Below are 26,140 nucleotides of genomic sequence, written 5' to 3'. Positions count from 1 at the left end.
CCGCCACAGAAATGGCCCGCCCGGCGGTTACCTTATCGGCTCGTACCGCATCGCCACCGCGCCCGAACCGAACTCCTGCCGGCTCACGAGCTTCAATTCGACGGCCTTCGACAGGCCCGCGAACACCGTCGGCCCGTGGCCCACCAGCCTGGGATGCACGATGAACTCGTACTCATCGATCAATCCGAGCTCGGCCAGCGCCAGCGGGAGCGTCACGCCCCCCACGTACAGCCCCTTCCCCGGCTCCTCCTTGAGCCGTTGAACCGCCTCCCCCAGGTCGCCGCGCAGGAGCTCGGCGTTCCAGTCGACCTGGTCCAGGGTGCTCGACACGACGTATTTCTTTGCCGCGTCGATCGTCTGGACGAAGGGGAACATCCAGGGTTCCATCCCCTCGGGCCTGACCCCCGTCCGCGCCGGCGTCCGAAACGCGGCCTCCATCATTTCGTAGGTCACCCGGCCAAAGATGAGGGCATCGGCCCGGGCCAGGATCTCGGTCGAGTGTCGATGCAATTCTTCGTCCGTGTGCCCTTCACGGTGATCGCAGCACCCGTCCAATGTGACATTGATGGAATACCTAAGAGGACGCATTACCTCAGCTTAGCGCCGATGGAGCAGAAGAGCCTTTGGGAGCGGCCAGTTCGTCACCGAGCGGGCTGCGGCGATACAGGACGCGCCGTCCCTGGCGTGCCCGGGCGACCAGACCGGCCGCGTGCAGAACGCGCAAATGCTGCGATACCGCGCTCGGCGTCACCTTCAGCCGATGGGCCAGTTCCACCGTCGCCAGCGGTTCGTCCAGGAGGCGGAGCAGTTTGGCCTTCGGTTCGCCGACCAGCGCGGCGAGCGCGGTCGCGTCGGGCACGGGCGCCGGGGCCCACAGCGTGGCCACCGCGCGGCAGGGGTAGGCGAGCAGCGGCGGTTCGTCCGGCCTGACCGGGGGCGCGGGTTGGTGGGCGAACACCGAAGGGATCAGCAGCAGGCCCCTCCCGGACGACGCCACACGATGCTCGACGATCGTCTTGTCGATCGTGAGCACTCCGTCCCGCCAGCGCAGGTTGGGGTGCATGTCGGAGAAGAGCAGGCGCGCGCCGCCCAGGGCCAGGCGTCGTGCGCGGTAGGTCATGTCCGCCTCCAGGACCAGGCGCATCTGCGGCCAGACCGGTTCGACGGCCGTCCGCCAGTACCGGAGCAGGGCGTCGCAGATCGCGTCGCCGAGGCGGGCCACGGCCGCGTCGTCCCCGCCGGCCGCACGCAGCGCCTCGGGAACGGGACCCGGCGCGTGGACGCCGATCAGGTCGCGGCGCACCACATCGGGACGGGTGCGGCGGGCCACGGCCAGTTCGTCCTCGAAGGCCGGGGCGAACACCGCCGGCGCGGGCGTCAGGAAGTCGGGAAGGGCGAGACGCCGTCCGATCAGGGACATCAGCAGCGCGGCGTCGAGACCACCGAGGCGGCCGATCACCGACCTGCGCCACGGCAGGTGCAACGCCGACAGGCCGGGATCGCGCAGCACCCGCAGGCTGAGCACGGTCTCCTGCAGTGGCGAGACGGCGAAGCGCGCGTCGGCGAGGTCCTCGACGCCGAGCACGAAGCTGACCATTAAGCCACACGCTACATTCATTGGCAGCGGGGCACCGCCGCCGTGGACTGTCGGCATGACACGTGAATCACCTGGCGGCCGTCCGGTCCTGCCGTCCGGCATGCAGGCCCAGCTCGACTCGTCCTCGTACATGGGAGTGCCGACGTTCGGGCTGCGCCCCCACCTGACCGAGCCGGAGCAGCTGGACGAGTGGCGTCCCGACGTCGCCGTGGTCGGCGCGCCGTGGGACGACAACACCACCAACCGTCCCGGCGCCCGGTTCGGCCCACGGGCGCTGCGCGCGAACGCCTACGACGCCGGCAGCTACCACCTGGACCTGCAGATCGAGATCTTCGATCACCTCACCGTGGTCGACTACGGCGACGCGATCGTCTCGCCCGGAATGTGGGAGCCGTCCCGCGCGGCGATCCACCAGCGGGTGCTGGACGTCGTCAGCCGCGGCATCATCCCCGTGGTGATCGGCGGCGACCACTCGGTGACGTGGCCGAGCGGGACGGCGGTCGCCGCCCACCACGGCCGGATCGGCATGGTGCATTTCGACGCGCATGCCGACACCGCCGACATCCTCCGCGGCAACCTCGCCAGCCACGGGACGCCGATGCGACGCCTGATCGAGTCCGGAGCGATCGCGGGCAGGGACTTCGTCCAGGTGGGCCTGCGCGGCTACTGGCCCCCGGCCGACGTGCAGGCGTGGATGCGCGAACAGGGCATGCGCCACCACACCATGCAGGAGATCTGGGAGCGCGGGATCAAGGCCGTGATGGACGACATCATCGCCGAGGCCTGCGACGGCACCGACGGGATCTACCTCTCGATCGACATCGACGTCCTGGACCCCGGTTTCGCACCCGGCACCGGGACACCCGAGCCCGGCGGCCTCGCACCGGCCGACCTCCTCCGGGCCGTCCGCCAGGTCGCGCTGCAGACCAACGTGGTGGCCCTGGACGTGACAGAGGTCTGCCCGCCCTACGACCACGCGGACCTGACGGTCAACAACGCCCACCGCCTGATCTGGGAGACCCTCGCCGCCCTAGCCCACAAGAACCGGGCTTGACCGGCTGGTCTGCTCCTGGTGTTCGATGGCGGTATGACCGATCTGAGCAGTGAGGTGCTGCACTACACCGCCTTCGCGACCGACCCCGTGGGAGGCAACCCGGCCGGGGTCGTCCTGGACGCCTCCGAGCTGGACGACGCGGCCATGCTCGCGATCGCCGCGGACCTGGGCTATTCGGAAACCGCGTTCCTCACCGCCCCGCCGGACAGCCTCGGCGGGTCGGGCAGAGCCTTCACCCTCCGCTACTTCAGCCCCAAAGCCGAGGTCCCGTTCTGCGGCCACGCAACCGTCGCCACCGCGGTCGCCCTGGCGGAGCGGACCGGCCCGGGCGCTCTCACGTTCGCCACCAAGAGCGGCACGGTCCCCGTCGAGGTCGCCGAGGTCGACGGCGTCCTCCACGCGACGCTCACCAGCGTCGAGCCCTACCTGGAAGAGGCGGCCGACGTCGCCCAGGCCCTGGACCTCCTGCGCTGGGGCAAGGACGACCTCGATCCCGCCCTTCCGCCCCGTTTCGCCTTCGCGGGAGCCCGCCACCTGGTCCTGGCGGCCGCCACCCGCGAACGCCTGGCCGATCTGGACTACGACTTCGACCGCCTGGCCGAGTACATGACCAGGCACGATCTGACCACCGTCCAGCTGGTGTGGCGCGCGTCGCGGCACGTCTTCCACGTCCGCGACCCGTTCCCGGTCGGCGGCGTGGTGGAGGACCCCGCCACCGGCGCCGCGGCGGCCGCGTTCGGCGCCTACCTCCGGGAACTCGGCGAGGTCGCCTCCGCCGCCACGCTCACGCTCCACCAGGGCGAGGACATGGGCCGTCCCGGGCTCCTCGCGGTGGAACTCCGCGACGACGACCCCCGCGTCCGCGTCACGGGCGCCGCTGTCCGGATCCCCGGCTAGGGCATCGGACGCCAGGTCAGGGGCGCGGAATGTTGCGGAGGTTGCTTCGGGCCAGGTCGAGCATCTTGCCTACGCCGCCTGTCAGGACGGTCTTTCCCGCCGCTAGTGCGAAACCTTTCACCTGTTGCGGGGTGATGTGGGGTGGGATGGACAGGGCGTTCGGGTCGGTGACGACGTCCAGGAGGTAGGGGCCAGGGGCGGCTAGGGCGCGTTCCATCACCGTGCGGACGTCTGAGGGGCGCTCCACACGGGCCGATTCGATGCCGATCGCTTCGGCGATCGCGGCGTAGTCGACCGGCTCGTGGTCGGTTTCGTAGGACGGGAGGCCGTCCACCAGCATTTCCAGGCGCACCATGCCTAGGGACGCGTTGTTGAACACGATGATTTTCACGGGGACGCGATGCAGCTTGACCGTGAGGAGTTCGCCCATCAGCATCCCTAGGCCGCCGTCACCGGAAACGGAGATGACCTGGCGGCCGGGTGCGCCGTACTGGGCGCCGATGGCGTGTGGGAGTGCGTTCGCCATGGAGCCGTGGACGAACGAGCCCATCACGCGGCGGCGTCCGTTGGGGGTTATGTAGCGGGCTACCCAGACGTTGCACATGCCGGTGTCCACGGTGAATATCGCGTCGTCTGCGGCGAGGTCGTCCAGGACGCTCGCGACGTATTCAGGGTGGATCGGGATGTGCTTCTCGATGTCGCGCGTGTAGGCGGAGACGACGTTCTCCAAAGCGCGGGCATGCCGGTGCAGCATCTCGTTCAGGTACGTCTGATCGCGCTTCTGCTGGACCTTGTCCAGGACGAGCCGCAGCGTCTCGCCAATGTCGCCATGGACGGCCAAGTCGAGCGGGGTCCGGCGACCCAGTTTGGACGGGTCGTCGTCGATCTGGATGGTGTTCTTGCCAGGCAGGAACGGGTCGTACGGGAAGTCGGTGCCGAGGAGGAGCACCAGGTCCGCCTCCTGCATGGCCTCGTAGCAGGCGCCGTAACCGAGCAGGCCGCTCATGCCCACGTCGAATGGGTTGTCGAACTGGATCCATTCCTTGCCGCGCAGTGCGTGGCCTACGGGTGAGAGCACCTTGTGGGCCAGCTGCATCACCTCGGAATGGGCGTCCTTGACGCCGGACCCGCAGAACAGCATGACCTTGCGCGCCCGGTTGAGCGCGCCCGCCAGCTGCGTCACCTGGTCGGACGGCGGCCTGACGATCCCCTTCCGGATGAGGAAATCGTGCTCGCCGGTCGCGTTCGCGGCGTCCTTGCTGGCGATGTCACCGGGCAGGGTCAGGACGGCGACGCCGCCGAGCCCGACCGCGTGCTGGATCGCCGTGCGGAGAATGCGCGGCATCTGGGCGGGCGTGCTGATCGCCTCGCAGTAGTGGCTGCAGTCGACGAAGAGCCGTTCGGGATGCGTCTCCTGGAAGTAGCCGCTGCCGACCTGGACGCTCGGGATCTGCGACGCCAGCGCCAGCACGGGCGCCCCCGAGCGGTGCGCGTCGTACAGGCCCTGGATGAGGTGGGTGTTGCCGGGGCCGCAGCTTCCCGCGCAGACGGCCAGCCGTCCCGTGGTCTGGGCCTCGGCCGCGGCGGCGAACGCGCCCGCCTCCTCGTTGCGGACGTGCACCCAGTCGATGCCGCCCGTGCGGCGGACGGCGTCCACGACCGGGTTCAGGCTGTCGCCCACCACCCCGTAGATCCGCCGGACGCCGGCCTGCCGCAACACGTCGATGAACTGGTCGGCGACCGTCGCCATCGTCCCTCCCCCAGCACGCTCCCCAAAGGATCTTCCCGATGATCTCCGGCTGACACCCGGCCGACCCGCCTGACGCCCGGGCCCGGCTGACATCCGGGCCCGACCAGGGTTAAATAGTCAAACCATGAATCACATTGAGAAGGTGGCGGGGGTGAACGGCAACGGCGAGCAGCTCGACTTCTGGTCGTTCGTCGACCTCGCCGGGCGCCGGCTCTCGGACGAGTTCGGCTTCCCGCACCGGCTCGCGACCCGGCTGCTGCTGACGCTGAACCGGGCCTCGGCGATCGTCACCTACGACCTGGAGTCCACCGTCCACCGGCCGCGCGGGCACTCGTGGGCGGCGTTCCGGCTGCTGTTCGTCACCTGGCTGGCGGGACCGCTGGAGCCCGGACGGGCCGCGACGCTCGCCGGCATGAGCAGAGCGGCGGTATCGAACCTGGCGAAGACGCTCGTCGCCGACGGGATGCTCGCCCGCACGCCAGGCGAGCGCGACGGCCGGTCGGTCATCCTGACGCTGACCGAGCACGGGCACCGGGCCATGCTGGAGATCTTCACCGTGCAGAACGAGCGCGAGCGGCAGTGGGCCGACGTGCTCACCGAGACCGAGCAGCAGATGCTGATCATGCTGCTGGACAAGCTCATCGCGGGCCGGGAGCAGTTCGACGCACGCGAGCGAAGCTGACACGAGGTTAGGCCCTTCCCTCCTAGGGAGAAGAGTCGTAGTGTCGGCACAAAATAGTTAATGCGTTAACCATCGGAGGCGAGGACCATGGCCCACTACCGCCGGGTCGGCCACGTGCCGCCGAAGCGCCACACCCAGCACAGGGACGGCGATGAGCGGCTCTACTTCGAGGAACTGATGGGCGAGGAGGGGTTCTCGTCGGACTCGTCCCTCCTGTACCACCGGGAGATCCCGTCCGCGATCGTCGACTCACAGGTCTGGGAGACCCCGGACGGGACGACGACCCCCAACCATCCGCTCAAGCCGCGCCATCTCAAGCTGCACGACCTGTTCCCCAAGGAGACGTGGGCCGAGACCGACGTCGTCACCGGACGCAGGCTGATCCTCGGCAACAGCGACGTGCGGCTGTCGTACGTCGTGTCCGCCGCCGACTCGCCGCTGTACCGCAACGCGACCGGCGACGAGATCGTCTACGTCGAGTCCGGCACCGCGACGGTCGAGACGGTCTTCGGGACGCTGGCGGCGAAGCAGGGCGACTACGTCATCATCCCGACGTCCACCACGCACCGCTGGCTGCCCACCGGCGACCAGCCGCTCCGCGCGTACGCCATCGAGGCCAGGGGCCACATCGCGCCGCCGAAGCGCTACCTGTCGCGCTTCGGGCAGTTCCTGGAGAACGCCCCCTACTGCGAGCGCGACCTGCACGGACCCGACGAGCCGCTCCAGTCGGACGCGACCGACGTCGAGGTCCTCGTCAAGCACCGCGGCTCGCGCGGCATCACCGGCACGCGGATGACCTACGCCCGGCACCCGTTCGACGTCGTCGGCTGGGACGGCTGCCTCTACCCGTTCACGTTCAGCGTCCACGACTTCGAGCCGATCACCGGACGCGTGCACCAGCCGCCGCCCGTCCACCAGGTGTTCGAGGGCCACAACTTCGTCGTGTGCAACTTCGTGCCGCGCAAGGTCGACTATCACCCGCTGTCGATCCCGGTGCCCTACTACCACTCCAACGTCGACTCCGACGAGATCATGTTCTACTGCGGCGGCGACTACGAGGCGCGCAAGGGCTCCGGCATCGGGCCGGGGTCGGTGTCCGTCCATCCCGGCGGGCTCGCGCACGGGCCGCAGCCCGGCGCGTACGAGCGCAGCATCGGCGTCGAGTTCTTCGACGAGCTGGCCGTCATGGTGGACACCTTCCACCCGCTGGAACTCGGCGAGGGCGGCCTGGCCTGCGAGGACGACGCGTACGCCTGGACGTGGGCGAGGCGGCGGTGACGGCCGTCCCCGCCTTCGCCGCCGGGCTCTGCGACGACGCGGCCGTGTTCCCGCCGGGGCTCGCGCCGCTCGACGCCGCCGTCCCGGCCCACCGCGCCCACCGCTCCGCCCCGTACGCGGAACTCGTCGGCCCGCTCATCCTCCCGGCGAGCGCGCTCGACGACCTCGACCCGCTCCTCCACAACTCGAACACCGGATCCGGTGCCGCCGTCCCGCCGCTGGACCTGTCGATCACGGCGCCCAACGGGCCGTGCGAGGCCGCGAAGGCGCTGGCGAGAGCGGCCGAGCTGCCCGTCGACCTGCGCGGGATCGAGGTCGCCGTCCCGGCGGGGATGGAGGCGGACGAGTTCTTCCGCGTGCTCGGCACCGTCGACGTGCCCGTGTACGTCGAGGTCCCGCGGGACGAGCGCCGCCCGTCGATCATCGCCGCCGTCGCCGAACTCGGGCATCGCGCGAAGTTCCGCACCGGCGGCGTGAAGCCGCACCTGTACCCGAGCCCGGACGAGCTGGCCGCCGCGATCAAGGCCGTGGTGGACGCCGGAGTCCCGTTCAAGGCGACCGCCGGGCTGCACCATCCGGTCCGCAACACCGACCCGGAGACCGGCTTCCACCAGCACGGATTCCTCAACCTGCTGCTCGCGACCGACGCCGCCGCGCAGGGCCGTCCGGTGGACGGGCTGGCCTCCGTCCTGGCCGACCGGGACGCGGCGTCCATCGCGTCCCGGGTGGCGGGCCTCGGCGAGGAGCGGGCGGCCGCCGCCCGCTCCCGCTTCCTGTCGTTCGGGACGTGCAGCATCACCGACCCGCTGACCGAACTCACGGCCCTGGGGCTGCTCGCGCCCGTCCTTCAGGAGACGACCCGATGACCCGAATCGCGATACCGGAAGACTCACTCTTCGGGCTCGCCAACCTCCCGTACGGCGTGTTCTCGACTCCGGGAGAAGCCCCGCGTGTGGGCGTCCGCGTGGCGGATCACCTCGTCGACCTCACGCTCGTCGACGACGTGTTCGCCGCGCCGTCCCTGAACCCGTTCATGGCGCAGGGCCATGCGCGCTGGGTGGAGGTCCGCCGGCGGATCATCGACCTGGTCTCGGACGACATCGACACCGCGGCCGTCCACCCGGTCGACGCGGTGACGATGCACATGCCGTTCGAGGTCGCCGACTACGTCGACTTCTACGCGTCCGAGCACCACGCGTCCAACCTCGGGCGCCTCTTCCGGCCCGACTCCGAGCCGCTCATGCCGAACTGGAAGCACCTCCCGGTCGGCTACCACGGCCGCGCCGGGACGGTCGTTCCGTCCGGGACGGACATCGTCCGGCCCAGCGGCCAGCGCAAGGCCCCCGCCGACACAACCCCGACCTACGGGGCGAGCCGCCGCCTGGACATCGAGGCAGAGGTCGGCTTCGTCGTCGGCACGGGCTCCCCCATCGGCGCCCAAGTCTCCCCGGACGATTTCGACAAGCACGTCTTCGGCGTCGTCCTCGTCAACGACTGGTCGGCACGCGACATCCAGGCATGGGAGTACGTGCCGCTGGGCCCGTTCCTAGGGAAGAGTTTCGCGACGTCCATCTCGCCTTGGGTCGTCCCGCTCCTCGCCCTGGAAGCCGCCCGCGTCGCCACCCCGCCGCAAGACCCGGAGCCTCTCCCGTACCTGCGGGAGAAGAATCCCTGGGGGCTGGACCTCGATCTGACCGTTTCCTGGAACGGGCAGGTCGTGTCCCGTCCGCCCTACCGGGAGATGTACTGGTCGCCTGCGCAGATGCTCGCGCACATGACGGTGAACGGCGCGTCGTCCCGCACCGGCGACCTGTTCGCGTCCGGGACGGTCTCCGGCCCGGACCGGGACCAGCGCGGCGCGTTCATCGAACTCACCTGGGGCGGCAAGGAACCGATCGAGGTCAACGGCGAACCCCGCACCTTCCTGGAGGACGGGGACGAGGTCGTCATCACCGCCAACGCCCCGGGCCCGTCCGGCACCCGCATCGGCTTCGGCGAGGTCACCGGCCGCATCCTCCCCGCCCGCTGACGCGACCGCCCGGAGAGCCTTGACGAACCACACGGCGTCCGACCGCGTCCGACCTTGGGGGACCCTAGGGGAGGACGTGCATGACCGTTCTGATCGTTTTCATGCTGCTCATGGCGGTCGTGATGTTCGTTCTCGGCTGCGTGGACCAGCGGAAGCTCTATTGGAAGGCCGACGCCTGGCAGTACCGGAACCCGGGGGCGAACGAGCCGTCCGACGCCGCGCTCGGCGTGCGCCGCGCCAGCTTCTTCATCGGCGCCGCCGTCCTGCTCGTCGGCGCGGGCATCCTCAAGGCCGCCGACGACTCGACGGTCTACTCCACCTCGCAGGTGCACTCGGTGGCGCAGGCGGCGGCGTCCAAGCTGGACAAGGACTCGACGTCGGGGATCGGCTCGTCGTTCAGCGCGACGTCCGACGTCTACGACGCCGTGAACGAGGAGGGCGGCGGCAACGTGAAGATCCGCTCCGCGGGCGACGACAGGTACGAGCTGACGAACCGCAAGGGCGACAACCCCGTCTGCCTCACCGTCTCGGTCGAGAACGACCTGACCCTCGGCGGGGACGAGCCGTGGAGCCACTCGGTCACCACGTCCGTCGACGACGGCCCCTGCTGAGGGGCCGCCGCCTGGGAGCCGGGAAGGTCAGGGCCGGACGGCGATCGCGTCGATCTCGACCAGCATGTCGGGAGGCGCGAGCGCGGCGACACCGGTGAGCGTCTGCGTCGGAGGCCGCTCGCCCCAGATCCCGCGGATCTGCTCCGTGAGGACCGCGAGCTTGTCACCGTCGTACCCGACGATGTACGTGCGCAGCTGCACGACGTGCTCGAAGCCCAGGCCCACCGACGCGAGGGCGATGCGCAGATTGTCGAGGGATTTCCGTACCTGGCCGGCGAAGTCGGCCGAGGCGATCCGGCCGGTGATGTCGTTGGCGCCTTGTCCCGCGATGAAGACCAGGTCGCCGGACGTCTCGGCCACATGGCTGTAGCCGGAGCCGACCGGGTCGTACAGGCCGGGCGGGTTGCTGATGGTGTGCGGCATGAGGGTTCCTTTCAGCGGGAGGCGGCGGGGTTGCGGACGATGACGTTGATCCGGTTCCAGGCGTTGATCGCGGCGATCGTCATGACCAGGCACGCGAGGGACTCCTCGTCGTAGTGGTCGGCGGCCGCGTCCCAGACCTCGTCCGGGACCCCGGCGGGGTCGTCGCCGATCCGCGTCGCCGCCTCGGCGAGCGCCAGCGCCGCCCGCTCCTCGTCGGTGTAGAACGGCGCCTCGCGCCAGGCCGCCACCGACCAGAGCCGCTCGTCGGTCTCGCCTGCCTTCTTGGCGTCGCGGGCGTGCATGTTCACGCAGAACGCGCAGCCGTTGATCTGGCTGACCCGCAGCCTGACCAGCTCCAGGGTGCTGTGCGGGACGCCGCTGCCGTTGATGTACGACTCCAGCGCCACCATGGCCTTGTAGCCCGCGGGGGCGGACTTCACGACGCTCATCCGTGCCTGCATGATGCTCCAAACCTAGACATTGAGTATCCAGAATGAGTCGACGAAAGAACCGCGAGCGGCTCAGGGCGGCGGGATCAGGCTCGCAGGTTCGCGAACCGGTTGCGGGTGGCGCCGGGCGTGCCCGGATGGCGTTCCTCCACCGTCGCCCTGATGTCGGCGACGGTCTGCGCGGCCAGCTCCCTGCGCCAGGCGAGCTCCGCCCGCCGCATGGACTGCGAGACGACGCACACGCTCCGGTAGTCGACGTCCTCGCGGCCGCCGGGCCCCTGCCGGAGGATCCCCTCGCAGCGGAACGCGTCCTCCGGCCCCTCGATCGCGGTCACCACGTCCAGCAGCGTGATGTCCTCGGGGGCGCGCGCGAGCCGGAAGCCGCCCCGCGGGCCGGGCGTGGACGTGAGGATGCCCGCCCGTGCCAGCGCCTGCAACTGCTTGTTCAGGTAAGCCGCCGGCAGCCGGTAGAACTCCGCCAGCCGGGCCGCCGTCACGGCCTCGCCCAACTCCAGCCAGGTCAGGTTGACGCAGCTGTGAAGCGCCCACTCGACTCCCTCGCTCATCCGCATAATCTGGATATTAAACGTCCAGGATCCGAATCGCAACACAACGGGCATTAGAGTCTGGCTTGTGATGCCTGTCAGCCCCAGCTTCCGCACCGCCACGCCCGCCGACATCCCCGGCCTCGTCGCCCTCATCCAGTCCGCCTACCGCGGCGACGCGAGCCGCGCCGGCTGGACGACCGAGGCCGACCTCCTCGGCGGCCAGCGCACGGACGCCGACATGGTCGCGGCGGTGGTGAACGACACGTCCGGCCGCATGCTCATCGCCGAGACGGACGGCGGTGTCCTGGCCGCGTGCTGCCAGCTGGAGAACCGCGACGGCCACGCCTACTTCGGCACGTTCGCCGTGCGCCCGGACATGCAGGGCACCGGGCTCGGAAAGCAGGTCCTCGCCGAGGCCGAGCGGCTGGCCCGCGACGAGTGGGACGCGGCGGAGATGCACATGACGGTGATCAGCGCCCGCGAGGAGCTGATCGCCTGGTACGTCCGCCGCGGCTACGTCCGGACGGGCGAGCTGTCACCGTTCCCGTACGGCGACGAGCGCTTCGGCCTGCCCAAACGCGACAACCTGGAGTTCGAGCTCCTCGTCAAGAAACTCCGCTGACGCCAGGTCATTCGCCGGTGGCGCCGTCGATGAGTTCCCGGACGACGTCGAGCTGCCCAAGGTGACGCGCATACTCCTGCAGAACGTGGAACAGGATCCAGTTCAGCGCCGGATGGTGCTCGGACGGCTCGAAGCCGCCGCCGCTGCGCGCCACGTCCTGCAGATCGGCCGAGGCGACGATCTCGCGGGTGCGTGCGCACTCGTCCAGGAAGAGGTTCCTGATCTCCTCCGCCGACTCGTCGGGACGGACGTGCCAGACACCCGTGTCCGGGTCACGGTCGCCCCTGACGTCGTCCACCTGCTCGGCGGCGAAGCCCCAGCGGAACCAGCGCCGTTCCACGTACGCCAGGTGCTTGAGCATCCCGAGCGGCGACCACCCGGACGGGACCCTGCTGGCGCGCAGATCGTCCTCCGGTAGGCCGTCCAGCTTCCGCAGCAGGGCGGCGCGGTAGTAGTCGATATAGCCGAGCAGCAGTTCGCGGGAGTCGGTCAACGTGTCCGACGGCTCTTCGATCATGCGCCGGACGCTAGCCCGCCCTGCCCCGGCCCGACGAACGGTTTTCCAACCCTCTTGGGAGAAATTACGTAGTTACGTAGTATCTGCGCCAGCGATCACCGCCGCTGAGCGGCTCCCATCGGAGGCGGAAAATGCACAGGACATTGGCACGCTTCAGGACGCTTTTCGTCCTCCTCGGACTGGCGCTGGCGTTGACCGCGCCGCTGCACGGCGTGGGCCTGCTGACGGTGGCGGGGTTCGTCCTGATCCTCGGCGGGGTCGTGCTGGTGTTCGTGCCCGGCGGCGTGCAGGGGCGGGAACCCGTCGTCCTGCGGTGCCCGGTGGACGGACGGTGGGTGCCGGTCAACAGCCCCGCCGACAAGGTCCCCAGCCACGGGACGCACGAGCTGGGCCAGACGTACGCGATCGACCTCGTCCACGCCCCCGATCCGGAACGGGAATGGCGACCCCTGCGGCGATGGCCGCTCGCGTCACGCCCGGAGACCTTCCCCTCGTTCGGACGGGAGGTCATCGCCCCCGCCGGCGGCGTCGTCGTCCAGGCGAGCGGCAGGCAGCGCGACCACTGGAGCCGCAACTCCTGGCCCGCGTTCATCTACCTGCTGGTCGAGGGGATGCTGTTCCGCCAGGTTCTGTCCCTGCTGACCCTGTCGGCGGGACGGTTCATCGTCGGCAACTCCGTCGTGCTGGACCTCGGCGACGGCGTGTACGCGGTGTTCGCGCATCTGCGGCACGGATCGGTGCGGGTCCGGAAAGGCGACCGCGTGCAGGCCGGAGACGTGCTCGGCGAGGTCGGCAACTCCGGCAACTCGTCCGAGCCGCACCTGCACTTCCACCTCATGGACCGCCCGCGCCCCCTGGCCGCCGCCGGCCTGCCGTTCGCCTTCCGCTACGAAAGCGACGGCGAACTCCAAACCGGCGTGCCAGGCGGACGCGCACCGTTCATCCCCGTAACAGACGAACCGGCCTCGGCCTAGCGCCGGCCAGGATCGCGGCCCGAGGCAGCCAGTCGCACCTCACCCGCGACTTCACGGCGGCGGTGGGCGTCTCCCCCGCCGGGTACGCGACGGCGAAGCCGGGATGAGGCGGAAGGCGATGAAGGCCGGGAGGTCTTCCAGCTTCGCGTGGTCCTCGGGAAATCGATCGGCCATTTCGGGAACCGGGCGAGGCTCCAGGAGCCTCTCGATGAGAAATCCGGCCTCACGGAACTCGGCGCAGATCGCGGTCAGCGGGCGACGCCAGGCCCGGATCGGCCAGTCCCGCTCGGGGCTCAACGATTCCTCCACGGGCTCTTCGGTGAAATAGGAGCCGCCCAGGCGCGCCCATCCCGTCGTCGGATGCTCGGTCGACAGGACGAGTGCGCCGGACGGCGCCATTATTCGGTGGAATTCACGGAGAAGCGCCACCCGGTCATCGATGTAGTGCAGGGCGAGGGCGAAGACGATCAGATCGGCGGAGGCGTCCGGGACCCAGGTCAGCGGCTCGGACAGGTCGTGGACGCGCAGGTCCGCGCGGCCTCCGCAGCGGGCGCGGGCGAGGTCGACGAGGGTGGGGCTCACATCGCAGCCGGTGACGCGGGCGCCGCGGTCCAGCAGTTCGCGGGCGTAAAGGCCGGGGCCGCAGGCCGCGTCGAACACGGAGAGACCGGCGACGTCGCCGGCGAGGCCGAGCACGGCGGGACGGTCGTAGAGGGCGTTGTAGGCGCTGGTCTCGGCATGGACGGCGTACTCGTGGGCGAAGCGCTCGTACATGCCAACGATCGTCCCAGAGGAATCAACCGGACGTGTCAGGAGGCCGTCCGGTCTCTGTCAGATCCTCGGGGACTTCCGGCAGCACCGACGCGAAGTAGTCCCGGGCCGCCGCCGTCGTTCCGACGTCCCGGCCGGACTTCTCGGACAGGAACCAGCGGTGTTCGAGGACCTCGTGGAACAGTTCGACGTCGTCCAGGCGGTCGCGCAGATCGTCCGGGACGGCGTCGATGACCGGCTCGTACACCTCGGCGAGCCACTGGTTCGACGCGACGACCTCCGGCACGGGCCCGCCGCGCACCCGTTCGAGGTACCCGCGGAAGGCGGCGATGTCGTTGAGGAGGCGGCGGGCCTGGTTCTCCTGCGCGTCCAGGCCCGTCCTCGCCATGAGGATGCGGCGGTGGTGCCCCGGCTCCGCCACGCGGGTGCGGACGCGCAGCCGCGCCCCGTCCGGGCCCGCGTCGACCAGCTCGACCTCGTCCACGTCGAAGCCGAGGGAGTTGATGCGGCGGAGGCGTTCGGCGATGCGGTACCGCTGGTCGGCCGGGTGCAGGACCTCCTCGCGGGTCAGCTCGTCCCACAGCGCCCGGTACCGGCGGACGGTGTCGTCGGCGATGTCGATCGGGTCGGCGGACGGCGGCAGCGTGCCCGCGGCGGCCAGGTCGAACAGCTCGCCGGCGATCCGCTCGCGGGCGAGGTCGACGTCGTAGCGGCGCTGCCCCTCGCTGAGGGACGGGTGCATCTCGGCCGTCTCGGCGTCCACCAGATAGGCGGCGAAAGCACCCGCGTCCATGCGGAACAGGACGTTCGACAGCGAGCAGTCGCCCCACATGAACCCGGCCAGGTGAAGCCGGACGAGCAGCTCCACCAGCGCGTCCAGGAGGCGGTCGGACGGGTGGCCGTAGCGGGCGTTGGCGAACAGCGAACGGTACGACGACGAGTGGTCAAGGAACCGGGTGACGAGGATCGCGTCCAGGCCGGGCGCGCGGTCGACAACCACGCCGACCACCTCGACGGCGGGCAGGCCGAGGTCGCGGAGGCGGCGCAGCAGCCGGTACTCGCGGCGGGCGAGGCGCGCGTCCAGCTCCTTCAGCGCGAACACCGCCCCGCCCTCGGCGACGAACCTGACCGTGTGCCGGGACAGGCCGCGCTGCCTGATCTCCACCAGCCGCTCGTCGTCCCACGCGTCGAGCGGCTCGTCCCACGCCAGGTCGAGCAGGCCGGACGCCGAGGTCGCGGGCGGGGTGAAGACGAAGTGCATCAGCTCACGGTTCCGCCACGGTCGCGCCGCCGCCGTCCGCCGCGGGGGCGCGCTGCGCCTCGCGCTGGGCGTCGCGGGACTCCTCCGCGATGCGGTCGAGCTGCGCGACGCGCTCCTCGTCGCGGGTGAGGTTCTCCCCGCTGGACGGGTCGAAGATGTGGATCCTGGACGTGTCGATCCACAGCTCGGCCTCGCGGCCCGGCTTGATCTCGCTGGACGCGTCCAGCGCCACCACGGCCTGCGTGCGGAGCTGGTCGCTGTCGAGCTCGCGGGACAGGTCGCGGAGCTGCGCGGTCAGGTCGGCGGGCGCCTCGTACGGGACGTACGCGTACAGCTCGTTGCCGAGCCATTCGGTCACGTCCACCCGCGCGCGGACGATGCTGCCCTTCGGCTTCTTCTCCTCGCCGACCAGCGACGCGTCCTCGAAATGCTCCGGGCGGATCCCGACGAGCACGACATCGCGGTCGCCGACGGCGGCGACCTTGCGCTCGTCGCGCACCTCGAACCGTCCGAGCGGGGTTTCGAGGAACGAGCCGTCCACGGACGCGGGCAGGAAGTTCATCGACGGCGACCCGATGAACCCGGCCACGAACAGGTTGACGGGCTCCTCGTACAGCTCGCGCGGGCTCCCGACCTGCTGCAGGACGCCCATGCGCAGCACCGCGACCCGGTCGCCGAGCGTCATCGCCTCGGTCTGGTCGTGCGTGACGTACACGGTCGTGACGCCGAGGCGCTTCTGCAGCCGCGAGATCTCGGTGCGCATCTGGCCGCGGAGCTTCGCGTCCAGGTTCGACAGCGGCTCGTCGAACAGGAACGCGTCCGCCTGCCGGACGATCGCGCGCCCCATCGCGACGCGCTGCCGCTGGCCGCCGGACAGGTTCGCCGGTTTCCGGTCGAGATGATCGGTCAGCTCCAGCAGCTCGGCGGTCTCCTGGACGCGGCGCCGCACCTCCTCGTCCGGCTTCTTCGCCAGGCGCAGCGGGAACGCGATGTTCTCGAACACGGTGAGGTGCGGGTACAGCGCGTAGTTCTGGAAGACCATCGACAGGTTCCGCTCGCGCGGCGCGACCTTGTTGACGACCCGCTCCCCGATGCGCATCTCGCCGGACGTGATGTCCTCCAGCCCGACGATCATCCGCAGCAGCGTCGACTTCCCGCAGCCGGACGGGCCGACCAGGATCATGAACTCGCCGTCCCGCACGTCCAGGGACACGTCGCTCACGGCCGGGAAGCCGTCGCCGTACTTCTTGACTATGTTCTTCATGGTGATGGCGGCCATGATTCTCCCTTGAACTCAGCCCTTGACGGCGCCGGACGTCAGCCCGGCCACGATGCGGCGCTGGAACGCCAGGACGACGATGACGACCGGGACCGTGACGACCACGGCGGCCGCGCAGATCGCGGTCGTGGGCTGCTCGAAGTAGGACTCCCCGGTGAAGAACGCCAGCGCCGCCGGCACGGGCCTGGCCCGGTCGGTCGAGGTCAGCGAGATCCCGAAGACGAAGTCGTTCCAGCAGAAGAAGAAGGTCAGGATCGCGGCGGTGAACACCCCGGGCGCGGCCAGCGGGACGATCACCTTCCGGAACGCCTGCCAGGACGTGGCGCCGTCCACCTGCGCGGCCTGCTCCATCTCCCACGGGATCTCGCGGAAGAACGCCGACAGCGTCCAGATCGCCAGCGGCAGCGCGAACGAGATGTACGGGATGATCAGGCCCGGCCAGGTGTCGTACAGGCCGATGTTGCGCCACAGGTCGAACAGCGGCCCGACCAGCGACACGACCGGGAACATCGCGATCGCCAGCGCGAACGACAGGATCAGCTTCTTGCCGGGGAACTCCAGGCGCGCGATCGCGTACGCCACCAGCGTCGCGAACACGACCCCGACGAACGTGGCGATCAGCGAGATGCCGATCGAGTTGATCAGCGCGGAGGTGAACAGGTCGGTCTTGAAGACCGTCTCGTAGTTCTCCCAGGTCCAGTCCTGGGGGAAGAAGCCCTGGACGTTGCCGATCTCGCTGGGCGTCTTGAACGACAGCATCACGATCCAGAGGATCGGGAACGCCGTCCAGACCAGGATCAGCAGCGACGCGACGATCCACAGCGTCTTCGAGCGCGCCGACTCCATCAACGATCACCTCGCACTTGGGAGAGGTCCACCCGGAATCCCTTGATGAACACGGCCGCGATCAGCACCACCGACAGGAACAGCAGCACGCCGACCGCGTTGCCGAGGCCGAGCGCCGTCCGGGTGATGATCTGCTGGTAGGTGAGGAACGACAGTACCTGGGTCTTCTCCTGGCCCGCCGTCATGATGAACACGTTGTCGAAGATCCGCCACGCGTCCAGGGTGCGGAACAGCACCGCGACGAGGATGGCGGCCTTCATGTTCGGGATCGTGACGCGTTTCAGCCGCTGCCACGCGGTGGCGCCGTCCACCGTCGCCGCCTCCCCCAGGTCGCGCGGCACCTGCGCGAGCCCGGCGAGGAGCAGCAGCGACACGAACGGCGTCGTCTTCCAGATCTCCGACAGGATGATCACGAATATCGCGGCCCAGCGGTCGGAGAACCAGGCGAAGTCGCCGAGCCCGAACCACGAGTTGACGAACCCGGACTGGACGTCGAACGCGTACTTCCACGCGAACGCCGAGATGACCGTGACGATGCCGTACGGGAGCAGGATCGCGGTCCGGACCGTCCGGCGCCCGAACACGGCGCGGTGCATCACCATGGCCAGCCCGAAGCCGATCACCAGCTCCACCCCGACCGTGATCACCGTGATGATCAGCGTGGTGACGACCGTCTGCCAGAACAGGGGGTCGGTCAGGGCGGTCGCGTAGTTGCCGAGGCCGACGAAGCGGCGGTCGTCCGGCGCGGTGAGCCGGTAGCTGAACAGCGACTGGTACAGGGCGCTGCCCAGCGGATACGCGGTGACCAGCAGCATCACGACAACCGCGGGCGCGGACAGCAGCAGCCCCAGCCTGCGCTCGCCCCGCTCCCGGTCGGAGATCTCCGCGCGCGCAGGGGGCCGCCCGCTCTTCGGCGCCGTTTCGACGGATGTCATCCGAACACCTCCGTTAGAGCCGTTGGGGCCGTTGGGGCCGGCGGGGCCTCAGAGCAGGGCCTTGTCACGCAGGACCTCGCGGATGAACCTGGCGGACTCGCGCGGCGTCGTGTTCGGGTTCACCGACGCGGGCGGGTGCCAGCGGTTCTGGATGGCCCCGGAGACGTCCGCGTAGTAGGGCGTGGCCGGACGGGGCTCCGCGGCGGCGATGGAGTCCCGCATCAGCGGCGCCATCGGGAACTCCTTGAGGATGTCCGGATCGTCGAAGATCGCCGGACGGGCGGCGACGTTGCCCTCGTCGAGCATGTACCGCTTCATGTTGGCCGGCGAGGTGATGCAGTTGACCGCCTCGACGGCCAGGTTGTTGCGGTATTTCCCGTACGCGCTGACCCCGATCTCGATCCCGCCGAACGGAGGCTTGCTCTCCTGCTGCGGGTTCACCCGCGGATAGCGCGCCCACCCCAGGTCGCCGACGATGTTCTTGTTGATCGCGCCCGCCTCGGCGTCGCCCTTCTCCGCCCGCCAGACGTAGCCCCAGTTGAGCAGGAACCCGCCGCGCGGGCCGTTGATCGTCGCCCGGGACTGCTCCTCGATGTCGGTGGACAGCGTCGGCCCGGCGGCGGTCGACCTCGCCAGCTTGCCGATGATCGCGGCGGCCTGCTTCCCCGCCGGCGAGTCGATCTCGATGGCGGCCTCGTCGCCCTTCTCCGCGTCGCTGATGATCCGGCCCCCGGCGGACGCGATGAGCGCGTTGATCCACACCATGTAGCCCTCGTACCGGTTGCCCTGCACGCCGATCGTGGTGTTGGTGCGGACGGCCGCGTCGATCAGCTTGTCCCAGGTGAAGTCGGGCGCGTTGGGGTCGATGCCCGCCTTCTGCGCGACCGACTTGCGGTACCAGAGGAGCTGGGTGTTCGCCCAGAACGGCGCCGCGTAGAGTTTGTCCTCCCACGTGGAACTCTGCACCGCGGAGTCGAAGACGCCCTCGGTCAGCGGCCCGGCCTCGCTCGCTGTGAACGGGCGGAGGAACCCGGCGTTCGCGGCCTCCGCCACGAAGACGGGGTCAAGGCTCATCAGGTCGACGCCGGTGTCCTTGGCCGCGAGCCGCCTGATCAGCTGCTCGCGCTGCTGGGTCGCGTCGCTGGGGAGCAGCGAGGTCTTGATCCGGTACTTGCCGCCCGCCGCCTTCGTGCACGCCGCGGCGATCGTCGCCTGCCCGCCGTTGTCCGGGTTGACGTACCAGTTCAGGGTGGGCGTCCCGCCGCCGCCCCCGCAGGCCGTCAACCCGCCGGCCAGCAGCGCCAGCGCCACCCCGGCTCTCAGCGCCCCTGCGCGCTTCCGTCCCGCGCGCTTCCCCCGACCGACTCGTGCGACTCGTCCGACTGGTCCGACCATCGGGCCTCCCGAAGCCTCCCACCAGGAGCGACACTTCGCCGGGCCGCGTCCGTGGCGGTTCGAACTCCATTCGATCACCGGATTCCGTGACTGTCGAGATCCAAAGAGTGATCTAAAGAGACCGTGTCCCGCGCGTAACAATCTCTTCACCGGTCACGGCAGGCGCTCTTATCACAGCCGCCGAGCTTGATCAACTCTCGCACGCCCAGGACCCCGTCAAGGGCCGGCAGATGGAGCGGGTACCGCATATTAAGAACGGAGCGGGCCATCCCTCCGGGCGGGGTCGCTCTTTTCTACTTCCTCCACGCGGCCTCAGCCGGGATCGTAGATGTAGCCCTGATAAACGACACCCTTGATCGTCGTCCGGATCAGATGGAAGTGCGTGGGAGGCAGTGCGCAAAAGCCGCTGCAGACGACTTCGCGGAAGATCTGTTTGGAGACGATCAGCGCGACGTTCCGTTCCGGATGGACGGTCAGATACCGGCGCAATGGGCGGGCGTCGAGCAGCCGGCTCACGACCACCGGCGCGTCCCCGGCCGGTCCGAAGAAGGTCTCCGGACCCATGATCAAAGCGCCGTGGTGGAGCGCGAGCCGCACGCGCAGGCGGCGGTCCGGGGCGGCTCTGCGGTTCGTCTCCGCGAGGGCGCGTTCAAGGGCCGGGGCGTACCTGCCGACGACCGTGACGATGTCGTCGTCGCCCGGTAAGACGTCCAGTTCGCCGTCGCCGCTGACCTGCTGCATCCAGCGTCCACGGTCAAGCCCGGCCACGTCCGCGGCGGTCTCCATCGCGGCCAGCAAGTCCGTTTGCGCCTGGAACTGCATGCGGGGCGATCGGACGCTGTAGCCCATGATGTCGATGGCCAGCAGCGGGCGAAAGAGCAGTTGTCCGGACGAGCCGGAGTTCCCGGAACCGCGTCCGTCGTACACCGATGGCGCCGGTGCTGGAACAACTGTCATGACGCCCACCCCGAATTGTCCTGTAAGATCGGCTGGACTCGGTCGAGTCGACTTCAGGATCGCATCTCCAAAGCACGCCTGGAAGCCATTATCCGCAGGTCAGAGAGCAGAATGCCACATGGCAGCAGGCCACCCGGCGCACCGCCATGGAGCACTTTGTGACTTGCCGATTCTCAGGCCGGCGAACTCGCTGGTAATGGATTTCATCTGCCGAGCCACAGGACGTTCTGCCACCTGGCACCGTGACAGAACGAGAACACCTATCTTTCCGGCCATATCTACGTTCGCGGCATGCAGGAAGGCGCGGAGGGATCGCGGACCCCGACCGACCCGCGTCCCCTCCGCGCCTTCGCCTGTGGAGGCGGCTAGCGCGACGGGTGCTCAGTAACCCCCGCCCGACCCGTTACCGCTGCCGTAGCCGCCGTTGCCGTTCCCATTGCCGTTGCCGTTCCCGTAGCCGCCGTTGCCCGAGCCCGAGCCCGCGCCCGCGCCCGCGCCGGTGACGGCGGCCCGCTTGCCCGCCGGGGTGGTCGCCCACCAGACGCCGCCGACGCCCTGGCCCTTCACGTCACCGGGCTGCTCGTCCTTCTCGTAGTAGTACATGGGCCAGCCGTTGATGGTGAGCTGGCACTTGCCGTCGTCCTTGCGCTCGATGAAGTCGACCAGCTTCCGGTCGACGCCTTCGAGCTTGACCTTCTTCCAGTTGGTGAAGAGGACGACCGGCCACGCCTTCTTGCAGGCGCCGAAGCAGTTCGTGGTCGGCGGCTTGTCGGTGTCCTTGTCGAAGCGGTACATCGTGCGGCCCTTGCCGTCCGTGAGGATGAGGCCGAGTTTCGGGTCGTTCCTGGCCTTGACGACCGTCCAGCCCTTCCAGCGGTCGTCGTTCTCCGCCTTCTTCGGGGCGGCCTTCGTCCCCGTCGGGGACGCGGCGTACCAGGTTCCGCCCACCCCCTGGCCCTTCACGTCGCCGAGACCCTCGTCCTTGGCGTACCGGTACAGCGGCCATCCGCCGAGCGTGACCTGCCACTGGCCGTCCGGCCGCTTGACCTTGCCGACCAGCGACTGCTTCACGCCGTCGACCTCCGGCTCCGCCTCGGTCGCCAGCACCGGCGGCCACGCCTTGGCGCACGCGTCCGCGCACGTGGAGGCGGGCGGACGGGCCGTGTCGTTGTCGAACCGGTAGAGCGTCCTGCCGTCTCCGTCGGTGACGACCTTGCCGAGCCGCGTGAAGTTGGCGACCTCCAGCGCGGTGGGTTCGGGCGCCGGCGGCGCGGACGGTTCCGCCGAGGGGTCGGCGGGAGCCTGCCCCTGGGTGCCCGCGGCGGCGTTCTGCTGTTTCCCGCCGTTCTCCTGCCCGCATGCGGTGAGCACCAGCCCGGACGCGGTCAGGGCGGCTGCAGCGGGAATCACCCAACGTGGGATCTTCATTGTCGTCTGTCCTCCGTGTCGTCTGGGTCCCGGCTCCGGTTCCAGGTCCCGTACGCCGATCGCGGTCGAGCTGCCGCACCGCTCACCGGATCGAGGAGCAGTACGGTGAATCCCTCGGAACGGGTTCAACCACCCGGAACCGGCCGCCCGCGGGCCGGGTCAGAGATGCACAGTTGGTTCCATCGACGGCTCGCGAGGCAGGCAGCAGTGACCACCGGCGACGACTCCCCCGCGGACGCACCGATCAGCTTGAGCAAGACCCGTCCCCCGGAGCAGGCACGGGCGGCGGGCCCGGCGTGGATCGTGATCCCGGCGCGCGTGGTCGCGCTGATCGTGCTGGTGCCGTTGCGGCTGGTCCACGACGTGGTCGTGCTGATCGCCCGGGGCGTGCGGGCGGTGTGGAACGGCGTCGGACGGCTCCTCGATCTGCTCATCGTCCGGCCGCTGCGGTGGCTCGCCGTCGTCGTGATCCTCGGCTTCCTGCGCTGGCTCGGACGAGGCACGGGCCGCGTCGCCCGCTGGATCTACCGCCGGCTGATCGCCCCGGTCGGACGCTTCTTCGCCCTGATCGGACGCGGCCTCGCCTGGCTCCTGGAGCTGCTCTTCCTTAAACCGCTCAAACTCCTCGGACGCGGCCTGGCCTGGCTCGTCTCCCTGCTCGGGGAGGGGCTCGTCCTGCTGTTCAAGGGCATCGGGCTGCTGATCGGCGTGCTCGTGATCATGCCGCTCGCGCTGCTGTGGCGGTACGTCCTGCGTCCGCCGCTGGCCGGGCTCGCCTGGCTCGCCCTGGCCGTCTGGCGCGGGCTCGCCTGGCTGGGACGCGGCACGCTCTCCGTCCTCGGCGTGCTCGGCGGCCTGCTCGCGGCCGGGTGGCGCGCGTTCGCGGCGGCCCTCGCGTGGTCGTGGCGGCTGACCGGGCGGTGCCTGGCGTGGCTGGCGCGCGTCCTGATCGTCCTGCCCGCCCAGACGCTGTGGCGGTACGTCCTGGCCCCGATCGTCGCGGGATTCGTGGGGACGTGGCGGCTCGCGGCCCGCGTCCTGCGGTGGCTCTGGCGGACGCTCGTCGTCGCCCCGACCCGGGTCCTGATCGTCGCCCCGGCCCGCTGGGTCGGGACGAGCGTGCTCCGCCCGATCGGCCGCGGTGTCCGCGAGACCTGGCGGGTCACCGTGCGCGAGCCGGTCCGGGCCGCCCGCCGGACGATGCGCGACGCGGGCCGGGACGTCCGCCTCCAGCTCCGCCGCACCTTCCGCGGACACTGACCGTCCCCGCGCCTGAGATACTTGCAGGCGATGTACCGACTCCTGTTCGCACTGGTCATCGCCCGGGTCCCGGCGGAGACCGTCCATCACCTGGCGTTGCGCGGGCTCCGCGCGCTCCAGGCCGTGCCCGGGGCCGCGCCGCTGCTGCGGCGGCTGCTCGCGCCCCGCGACCCGGCGCTGGCCGTGCGCGCGCTCGGGCTGGACTTCCCGTCCCCGCTCGGCCTCGCCGCCGGATTCGACAAGGACGCCGTCGCCTACGAGGCGCTCGGCGCGTTCGGGTTCGGCCACGTCGAGATCGGCACGGTGACGGGGCGCCCGCAGCCCGGCAACCCGCGCCCGCGGCTGTTCCGCCTCGCCCCTGACCGGGCGGTCATCAATCGGATGGGCTTCAACAACGAGGGCTCGGAGGCCGCCGCGCGCCGCCTCCTCGGGCGCTCCGGCCGGACGATCGTCGGGGCCAACATCGGCAAGACCAAGACCGTCCCGGAGGCCGCGGCCGCCGCCGACTACGTGACGAGCACCGAGCGGCTCGCCCCGCACGCCGACTACCTCGTCGTCAACGTCAGCTCCCCCAACACCCCCGGGCTGCGGAACCTCCAGGCCGTCGAGCACCTCCGCCCGCTGCTGACGGCCGTGCGCGAGGCGGCGGACCGGTCGTCCGGCCGCCGCGTCCCGCTGCTCGTCAAGATCGCGCCGGACCTGGCGGACGACGACATCGACGCGGTCGCCGACCTCGCCGTCGACCTCGGCCTGGACGGCATCATCGCGACCAACACCACCGTCGCCCGGGACGCGCTGCTCAGCCCGCCCGCCCTGGTGAAGGAGACCGGCGGGCTGTCCGGCGCGCCGCTGAAGGACCGCTCGCTGGACGTCCTGCGCCGCCTCCGCGCCCGCACCGGCGACCGGCTCGTCCTGGTCTCGGTCGGCGGCGTCGAGAGCGCCGACGACGTGTGGGAGCGCGTCCGCGCGGGCGCCACCCTCGTCCAGGCGTACACCGGCATGATCTACGGCGGTCCGTTCTGGGCCCACCGCGTCAACCGCGCCCTGTCCCGCCGCCTCCGCGAGAGCGCGTTCCGCACCCTCGCCGAAGCCCGCCGCTGACCGGACGCGCTAGTCCGCCGTGAAGAAGCCGTCCGCGATCAGGGCGGGCAGGACGGCGTCGGCGTGCGCGCGGACTTGGGCCGGGTCCATGCCCGTGAGCTGCGCGATGGCGTCCAGCAGCGGGTCGAGGGGCAGCGAGCCGTCGCAGACGCCCGCGAGGCCGGCCTCGACCGTCCCGACGGCGGCGGCGCGGCGGAGCCGGTCGGGCTGGCGCAGCACGATCCGCTCGGGGTCCTCGGCGCCGGGCGGGCCGATCTGCTCCTGGACGAGACCGGCCGCGGCCCTCACCGTCCGTCCACAGGCTGTGGAAAACTCGTCCGCCTTGACGAAGCCGTCAAGGACGTCCGGGACGTAGGCGCCGACCGGCTGATCGACGGCGTGCCGCACCTCCTCGACCCGGACGACGCCGCCCGCACGACGCCTCATCGTGATCCACCCGAACCCGATGCCAGTGACGCCGTTCCGCTCGAAGTGGTCGAGCCACGCCTCGTACCGGACGCGGTATTCCGGCGTTCCCGCCTCGCAGGAATCCCGTAGCCACAACTCAGCGTATTCCGCTGGATCCTGGACGTCCCGCTGGACGATCCACGCGTCGCAGCCGTCCACCCACGAGCCGACGCGCTCCTCCCAGGGAACGCCCTCGACATGCAGCCAATTCGCCAGGACCTGGCAGTATCCGCCCTCGTTGAGGTACTCCGGGGCCTCCGCGACTAGGCGTCGGCAGAAGTCGTCGCCCGGCAGGCCGGACTCCCGGTAGGTGAAGCGGCGGTCCCCCGGCGGCGCGACGACGAACGGCGGATTCGACACGATCAGATCGAACCGGCGTCCCCGGACGGGCTCCAGCAGCGACCCTTCAAGAAACTCGGCTTCACCCTCCGGCGCTCCGGAAAGCGCGAAGCTCATCCGGGCAAGATCGAGAGCACGCGGGTTGACGTCCGTGGCGGTGATGCGCGCGCTGGGATTCCGGCTCGCCACATGCACCGCCTGGACGCCGCAGCCCGTCCCGACATCGAGCACGTTATCCACAGCCCTGTGGACAACCAGCCGCGCCAGGCTCCCGGACGCGCCGCCCGCGCCCACCACATGATCCGCCGCCGGAACGGCCCCGGCCCCCGGCCGGACCTTGAGATCGGACACGACATACCCGACATGCCCGCCGCCATCGTCAACCGCTTCGACCGGCTCGACGCGCAGCCGGGCCCGCACCTCCCCGCCGGACGCCTCCACCAGGCCCGCGGCGACGAGTTCGTCCGTCCGGATCGCCGCCGCGTCCACCGGCACCTGCAACCAGAACAGCCGCGTCAGGGCCTCCAGCGGCGAGCCGCCGCCGGTCGCCCGCAGCGCCGGGACGATCTCGTCCCGCGCCAGCGCCCCGCCCGCGACGGGCCCGAGCAGTTCCCGCACACCCGCGACCGTGTACCCGGCCCCGGTCAGCAGTTCGCGCACACGAAGAAGATCAGCCACCCGCCCATCCTG

At 70.3% G+C, this 26,140-nt stretch carries 27 protein-coding genes; 11 read left to right on the top strand and 16 right to left on the bottom strand.

What is annotated here, in order from left to right; translation table 11 throughout:
* Positions 1–27: 27 nt before the first annotated feature.
* Positions 28–588, bottom strand: a complete 561-nt coding sequence (locus tag E1287_RS20180; RefSeq protein ID WP_131966592.1) for a dihydrofolate reductase family protein — start codon at positions 586–588, stop codon at positions 28–30.
* Positions 589–592: 4 nt separating this feature from the next.
* On the bottom strand, positions 593–1,597 hold the full coding sequence (locus tag E1287_RS20175; protein WP_131966591.1) for a helix-turn-helix domain-containing protein: 1,005 nt from the start codon (positions 1,595–1,597) through the stop codon (positions 593–595).
* 55 nt (positions 1,598–1,652) lie between these two features.
* Here E1287_RS20175 and speB point away from each other — a divergent pair, with 55 nt between their 5' ends.
* Positions 1,653–2,651, top strand: a complete 999-nt coding sequence (gene speB / locus E1287_RS20170) for an agmatinase (RefSeq protein ID WP_165969100.1) — start codon at positions 1,653–1,655, stop codon at positions 2,649–2,651.
* 33 nt (positions 2,652–2,684) lie between these two features.
* Positions 2,685–3,548 carry a PhzF family phenazine biosynthesis isomerase gene (locus E1287_RS20165; RefSeq protein ID WP_131966590.1) on the top strand — a complete coding sequence of 288 codons (864 nt, stop codon included), beginning with the start codon at positions 2,685–2,687 and terminating at the stop codon, positions 3,546–3,548.
* A 16-nt stretch (positions 3,549–3,564) separates the two neighbouring features.
* Here E1287_RS20165 and E1287_RS20160 read toward each other — a convergent pair whose 3' ends face one another.
* Positions 3,565–5,298, bottom strand: coding sequence for a pyruvate dehydrogenase (locus tag E1287_RS20160; RefSeq protein WP_131966589.1), 1,734 nt, complete (start codon positions 5,296–5,298; stop codon positions 3,565–3,567).
* Between the two features lie 124 nt (positions 5,299–5,422).
* Between E1287_RS20160 and E1287_RS20155 the strand changes: the two genes are divergently transcribed.
* From E1287_RS20155 to E1287_RS20135, 5 genes are all read left to right on the top strand, one after another.
* A complete protein-coding gene (locus E1287_RS20155; RefSeq protein ID WP_131966588.1) occupies positions 5,423–5,980 on the top strand; it encodes a MarR family winged helix-turn-helix transcriptional regulator in 558 nt (185 codons plus the stop codon).
* A gap of 87 nt (positions 5,981–6,067) precedes the next feature.
* Positions 6,068–7,258 carry a cupin domain-containing protein gene (locus E1287_RS20150; RefSeq protein WP_131966587.1) on the top strand — a complete coding sequence of 397 codons (1,191 nt, stop codon included), beginning with the start codon at positions 6,068–6,070 and terminating at the stop codon, positions 7,256–7,258.
* The gene (locus E1287_RS20145; protein ID WP_131966586.1) at positions 7,255–8,124 is read left to right on the top strand and encodes a hypothetical protein; all 870 of its coding nucleotides are present in this window, start codon (positions 7,255–7,257) and stop codon (positions 8,122–8,124) included. The genes E1287_RS20150 and E1287_RS20145 overlap by 4 nt, the downstream gene beginning before the upstream one ends.
* Complete coding sequence (fahA, locus tag E1287_RS20140; protein ID WP_131966585.1) at positions 8,121–9,287, top strand: fumarylacetoacetase; 1,167 nt, start codon at positions 8,121–8,123, stop codon at positions 9,285–9,287. Before E1287_RS20145 ends, fahA begins: the two co-directional genes overlap by 4 nt.
* A gap of 80 nt (positions 9,288–9,367) precedes the next feature.
* Entirely contained in the window at positions 9,368–9,898 is a 531-nt protein-coding gene (locus tag E1287_RS20135) for a hypothetical protein (protein ID WP_131966584.1), read from the top strand.
* Between the two features lie 27 nt (positions 9,899–9,925).
* Here the strand turns inward: E1287_RS20135 and E1287_RS20130 are convergent, their stop codons facing one another.
* From E1287_RS20130 to E1287_RS20120, 3 genes are all read right to left on the bottom strand, one after another.
* Entirely contained in the window at positions 9,926–10,321 is a 396-nt protein-coding gene (locus E1287_RS20130) for a RidA family protein (protein WP_131966583.1), read from the bottom strand.
* Between the two features lie 11 nt (positions 10,322–10,332).
* Positions 10,333–10,770 (bottom strand): carboxymuconolactone decarboxylase family protein, encoded by a 438-nt coding sequence (locus E1287_RS20125; RefSeq protein ID WP_243719236.1) that lies wholly within the window; start codon positions 10,768–10,770, stop codon positions 10,333–10,335.
* Positions 10,771–10,856: 86 nt separating this feature from the next.
* Positions 10,857–11,336, bottom strand: coding sequence for an Rrf2 family transcriptional regulator (locus E1287_RS20120; protein WP_243719235.1), 480 nt, complete (start codon positions 11,334–11,336; stop codon positions 10,857–10,859).
* Positions 11,337–11,406: 70 nt separating this feature from the next.
* On the opposite strand from E1287_RS20120, the gene E1287_RS20115 reads away from it, so the two are divergent.
* On the top strand, positions 11,407–11,940 hold the full coding sequence (locus tag E1287_RS20115) for a GNAT family N-acetyltransferase (RefSeq protein ID WP_131966580.1): 534 nt from the start codon (positions 11,407–11,409) through the stop codon (positions 11,938–11,940).
* 7 nt (positions 11,941–11,947) lie between these two features.
* On the opposite strand, the gene E1287_RS20110 is transcribed toward E1287_RS20115, so the two are convergent.
* On the bottom strand, positions 11,948–12,457 hold the full coding sequence (locus tag E1287_RS20110) for a DinB family protein (protein WP_131966579.1): 510 nt from the start codon (positions 12,455–12,457) through the stop codon (positions 11,948–11,950).
* Between the two features lie 131 nt (positions 12,458–12,588).
* Here E1287_RS20110 and E1287_RS20105 point away from each other — a divergent pair, with 131 nt between their 5' ends.
* Complete coding sequence (locus E1287_RS20105; RefSeq protein WP_131966578.1) at positions 12,589–13,431, top strand: M23 family metallopeptidase; 843 nt, start codon at positions 12,589–12,591, stop codon at positions 13,429–13,431.
* 51 nt (positions 13,432–13,482) lie between these two features.
* Here the strand turns inward: E1287_RS20105 and E1287_RS20100 are convergent, their stop codons facing one another.
* The 8 genes from E1287_RS20100 to E1287_RS20065 form a co-directional block, all read right to left on the bottom strand.
* On the bottom strand, positions 13,483–14,205 hold the full coding sequence (locus E1287_RS20100) for a class I SAM-dependent methyltransferase (RefSeq protein ID WP_131966577.1): 723 nt from the start codon (positions 14,203–14,205) through the stop codon (positions 13,483–13,485).
* Positions 14,206–14,227: 22 nt separating this feature from the next.
* The gene (locus E1287_RS20095; protein WP_131966576.1) at positions 14,228–15,463 is read right to left on the bottom strand and encodes a DUF4032 domain-containing protein; all 1,236 of its coding nucleotides are present in this window, start codon (positions 15,461–15,463) and stop codon (positions 14,228–14,230) included.
* Between the two features lie 4 nt (positions 15,464–15,467).
* The gene (locus tag E1287_RS20090) at positions 15,468–16,742 is read right to left on the bottom strand and encodes an ABC transporter ATP-binding protein (RefSeq protein ID WP_131966575.1); all 1,275 of its coding nucleotides are present in this window, start codon (positions 16,740–16,742) and stop codon (positions 15,468–15,470) included.
* Between the two features lie 15 nt (positions 16,743–16,757).
* The gene (locus tag E1287_RS20085; RefSeq protein WP_131966574.1) at positions 16,758–17,588 is read right to left on the bottom strand and encodes a carbohydrate ABC transporter permease; all 831 of its coding nucleotides are present in this window, start codon (positions 17,586–17,588) and stop codon (positions 16,758–16,760) included.
* Positions 17,588–18,523 (bottom strand): sugar ABC transporter permease, encoded by a 936-nt coding sequence (locus tag E1287_RS20080; protein ID WP_131966573.1) that lies wholly within the window; start codon positions 18,521–18,523, stop codon positions 17,588–17,590. The genes E1287_RS20085 and E1287_RS20080 overlap by 1 nt, the downstream gene beginning before the upstream one ends.
* Before the next feature lie 48 nt (positions 18,524–18,571).
* Positions 18,572–19,834, bottom strand: coding sequence for an extracellular solute-binding protein (locus E1287_RS20075; protein WP_207934331.1), 1,263 nt, complete (start codon positions 19,832–19,834; stop codon positions 18,572–18,574).
* Between the two features lie 396 nt (positions 19,835–20,230).
* The gene (locus E1287_RS20070; RefSeq protein ID WP_243719233.1) at positions 20,231–20,740 is read right to left on the bottom strand and encodes a hypothetical protein; all 510 of its coding nucleotides are present in this window, start codon (positions 20,738–20,740) and stop codon (positions 20,231–20,233) included.
* Positions 20,741–21,256: 516 nt separating this feature from the next.
* A complete protein-coding gene (locus E1287_RS20065; protein ID WP_131966571.1) occupies positions 21,257–22,303 on the bottom strand; it encodes a hypothetical protein in 1,047 nt (348 codons plus the stop codon).
* Positions 22,304–22,510: 207 nt separating this feature from the next.
* Between E1287_RS20065 and E1287_RS20060 the strand changes: the two genes are divergently transcribed.
* Both E1287_RS20060 and E1287_RS20055 read left to right on the top strand, forming a co-directional pair.
* Complete coding sequence (locus tag E1287_RS20060) at positions 22,511–23,563, top strand: hypothetical protein (protein WP_131966570.1); 1,053 nt, start codon at positions 22,511–22,513, stop codon at positions 23,561–23,563.
* Positions 23,564–23,593: 30 nt separating this feature from the next.
* A complete protein-coding gene (locus tag E1287_RS20055) occupies positions 23,594–24,664 on the top strand; it encodes a quinone-dependent dihydroorotate dehydrogenase (protein ID WP_131966569.1) in 1,071 nt (356 codons plus the stop codon).
* A 9-nt stretch (positions 24,665–24,673) separates the two neighbouring features.
* Here E1287_RS20055 and E1287_RS20050 read toward each other — a convergent pair whose 3' ends face one another.
* Entirely contained in the window at positions 24,674–26,128 is a 1,455-nt protein-coding gene (locus E1287_RS20050) for a class I SAM-dependent methyltransferase (protein ID WP_131966568.1), read from the bottom strand.
* Positions 26,129–26,140 lie beyond the last annotated feature (12 nt).

Source organism: Actinomadura sp. KC06 (genome assembly GCF_004348735.1).
Classification (GTDB): Bacteria; Actinomycetota; Actinomycetes; order Streptosporangiales; family Streptosporangiaceae; genus Spirillospora.
The sequence above is the reverse complement of the archived record's forward strand: the minus strand, read 5'-3'. Positions and strand labels throughout refer to the sequence as shown.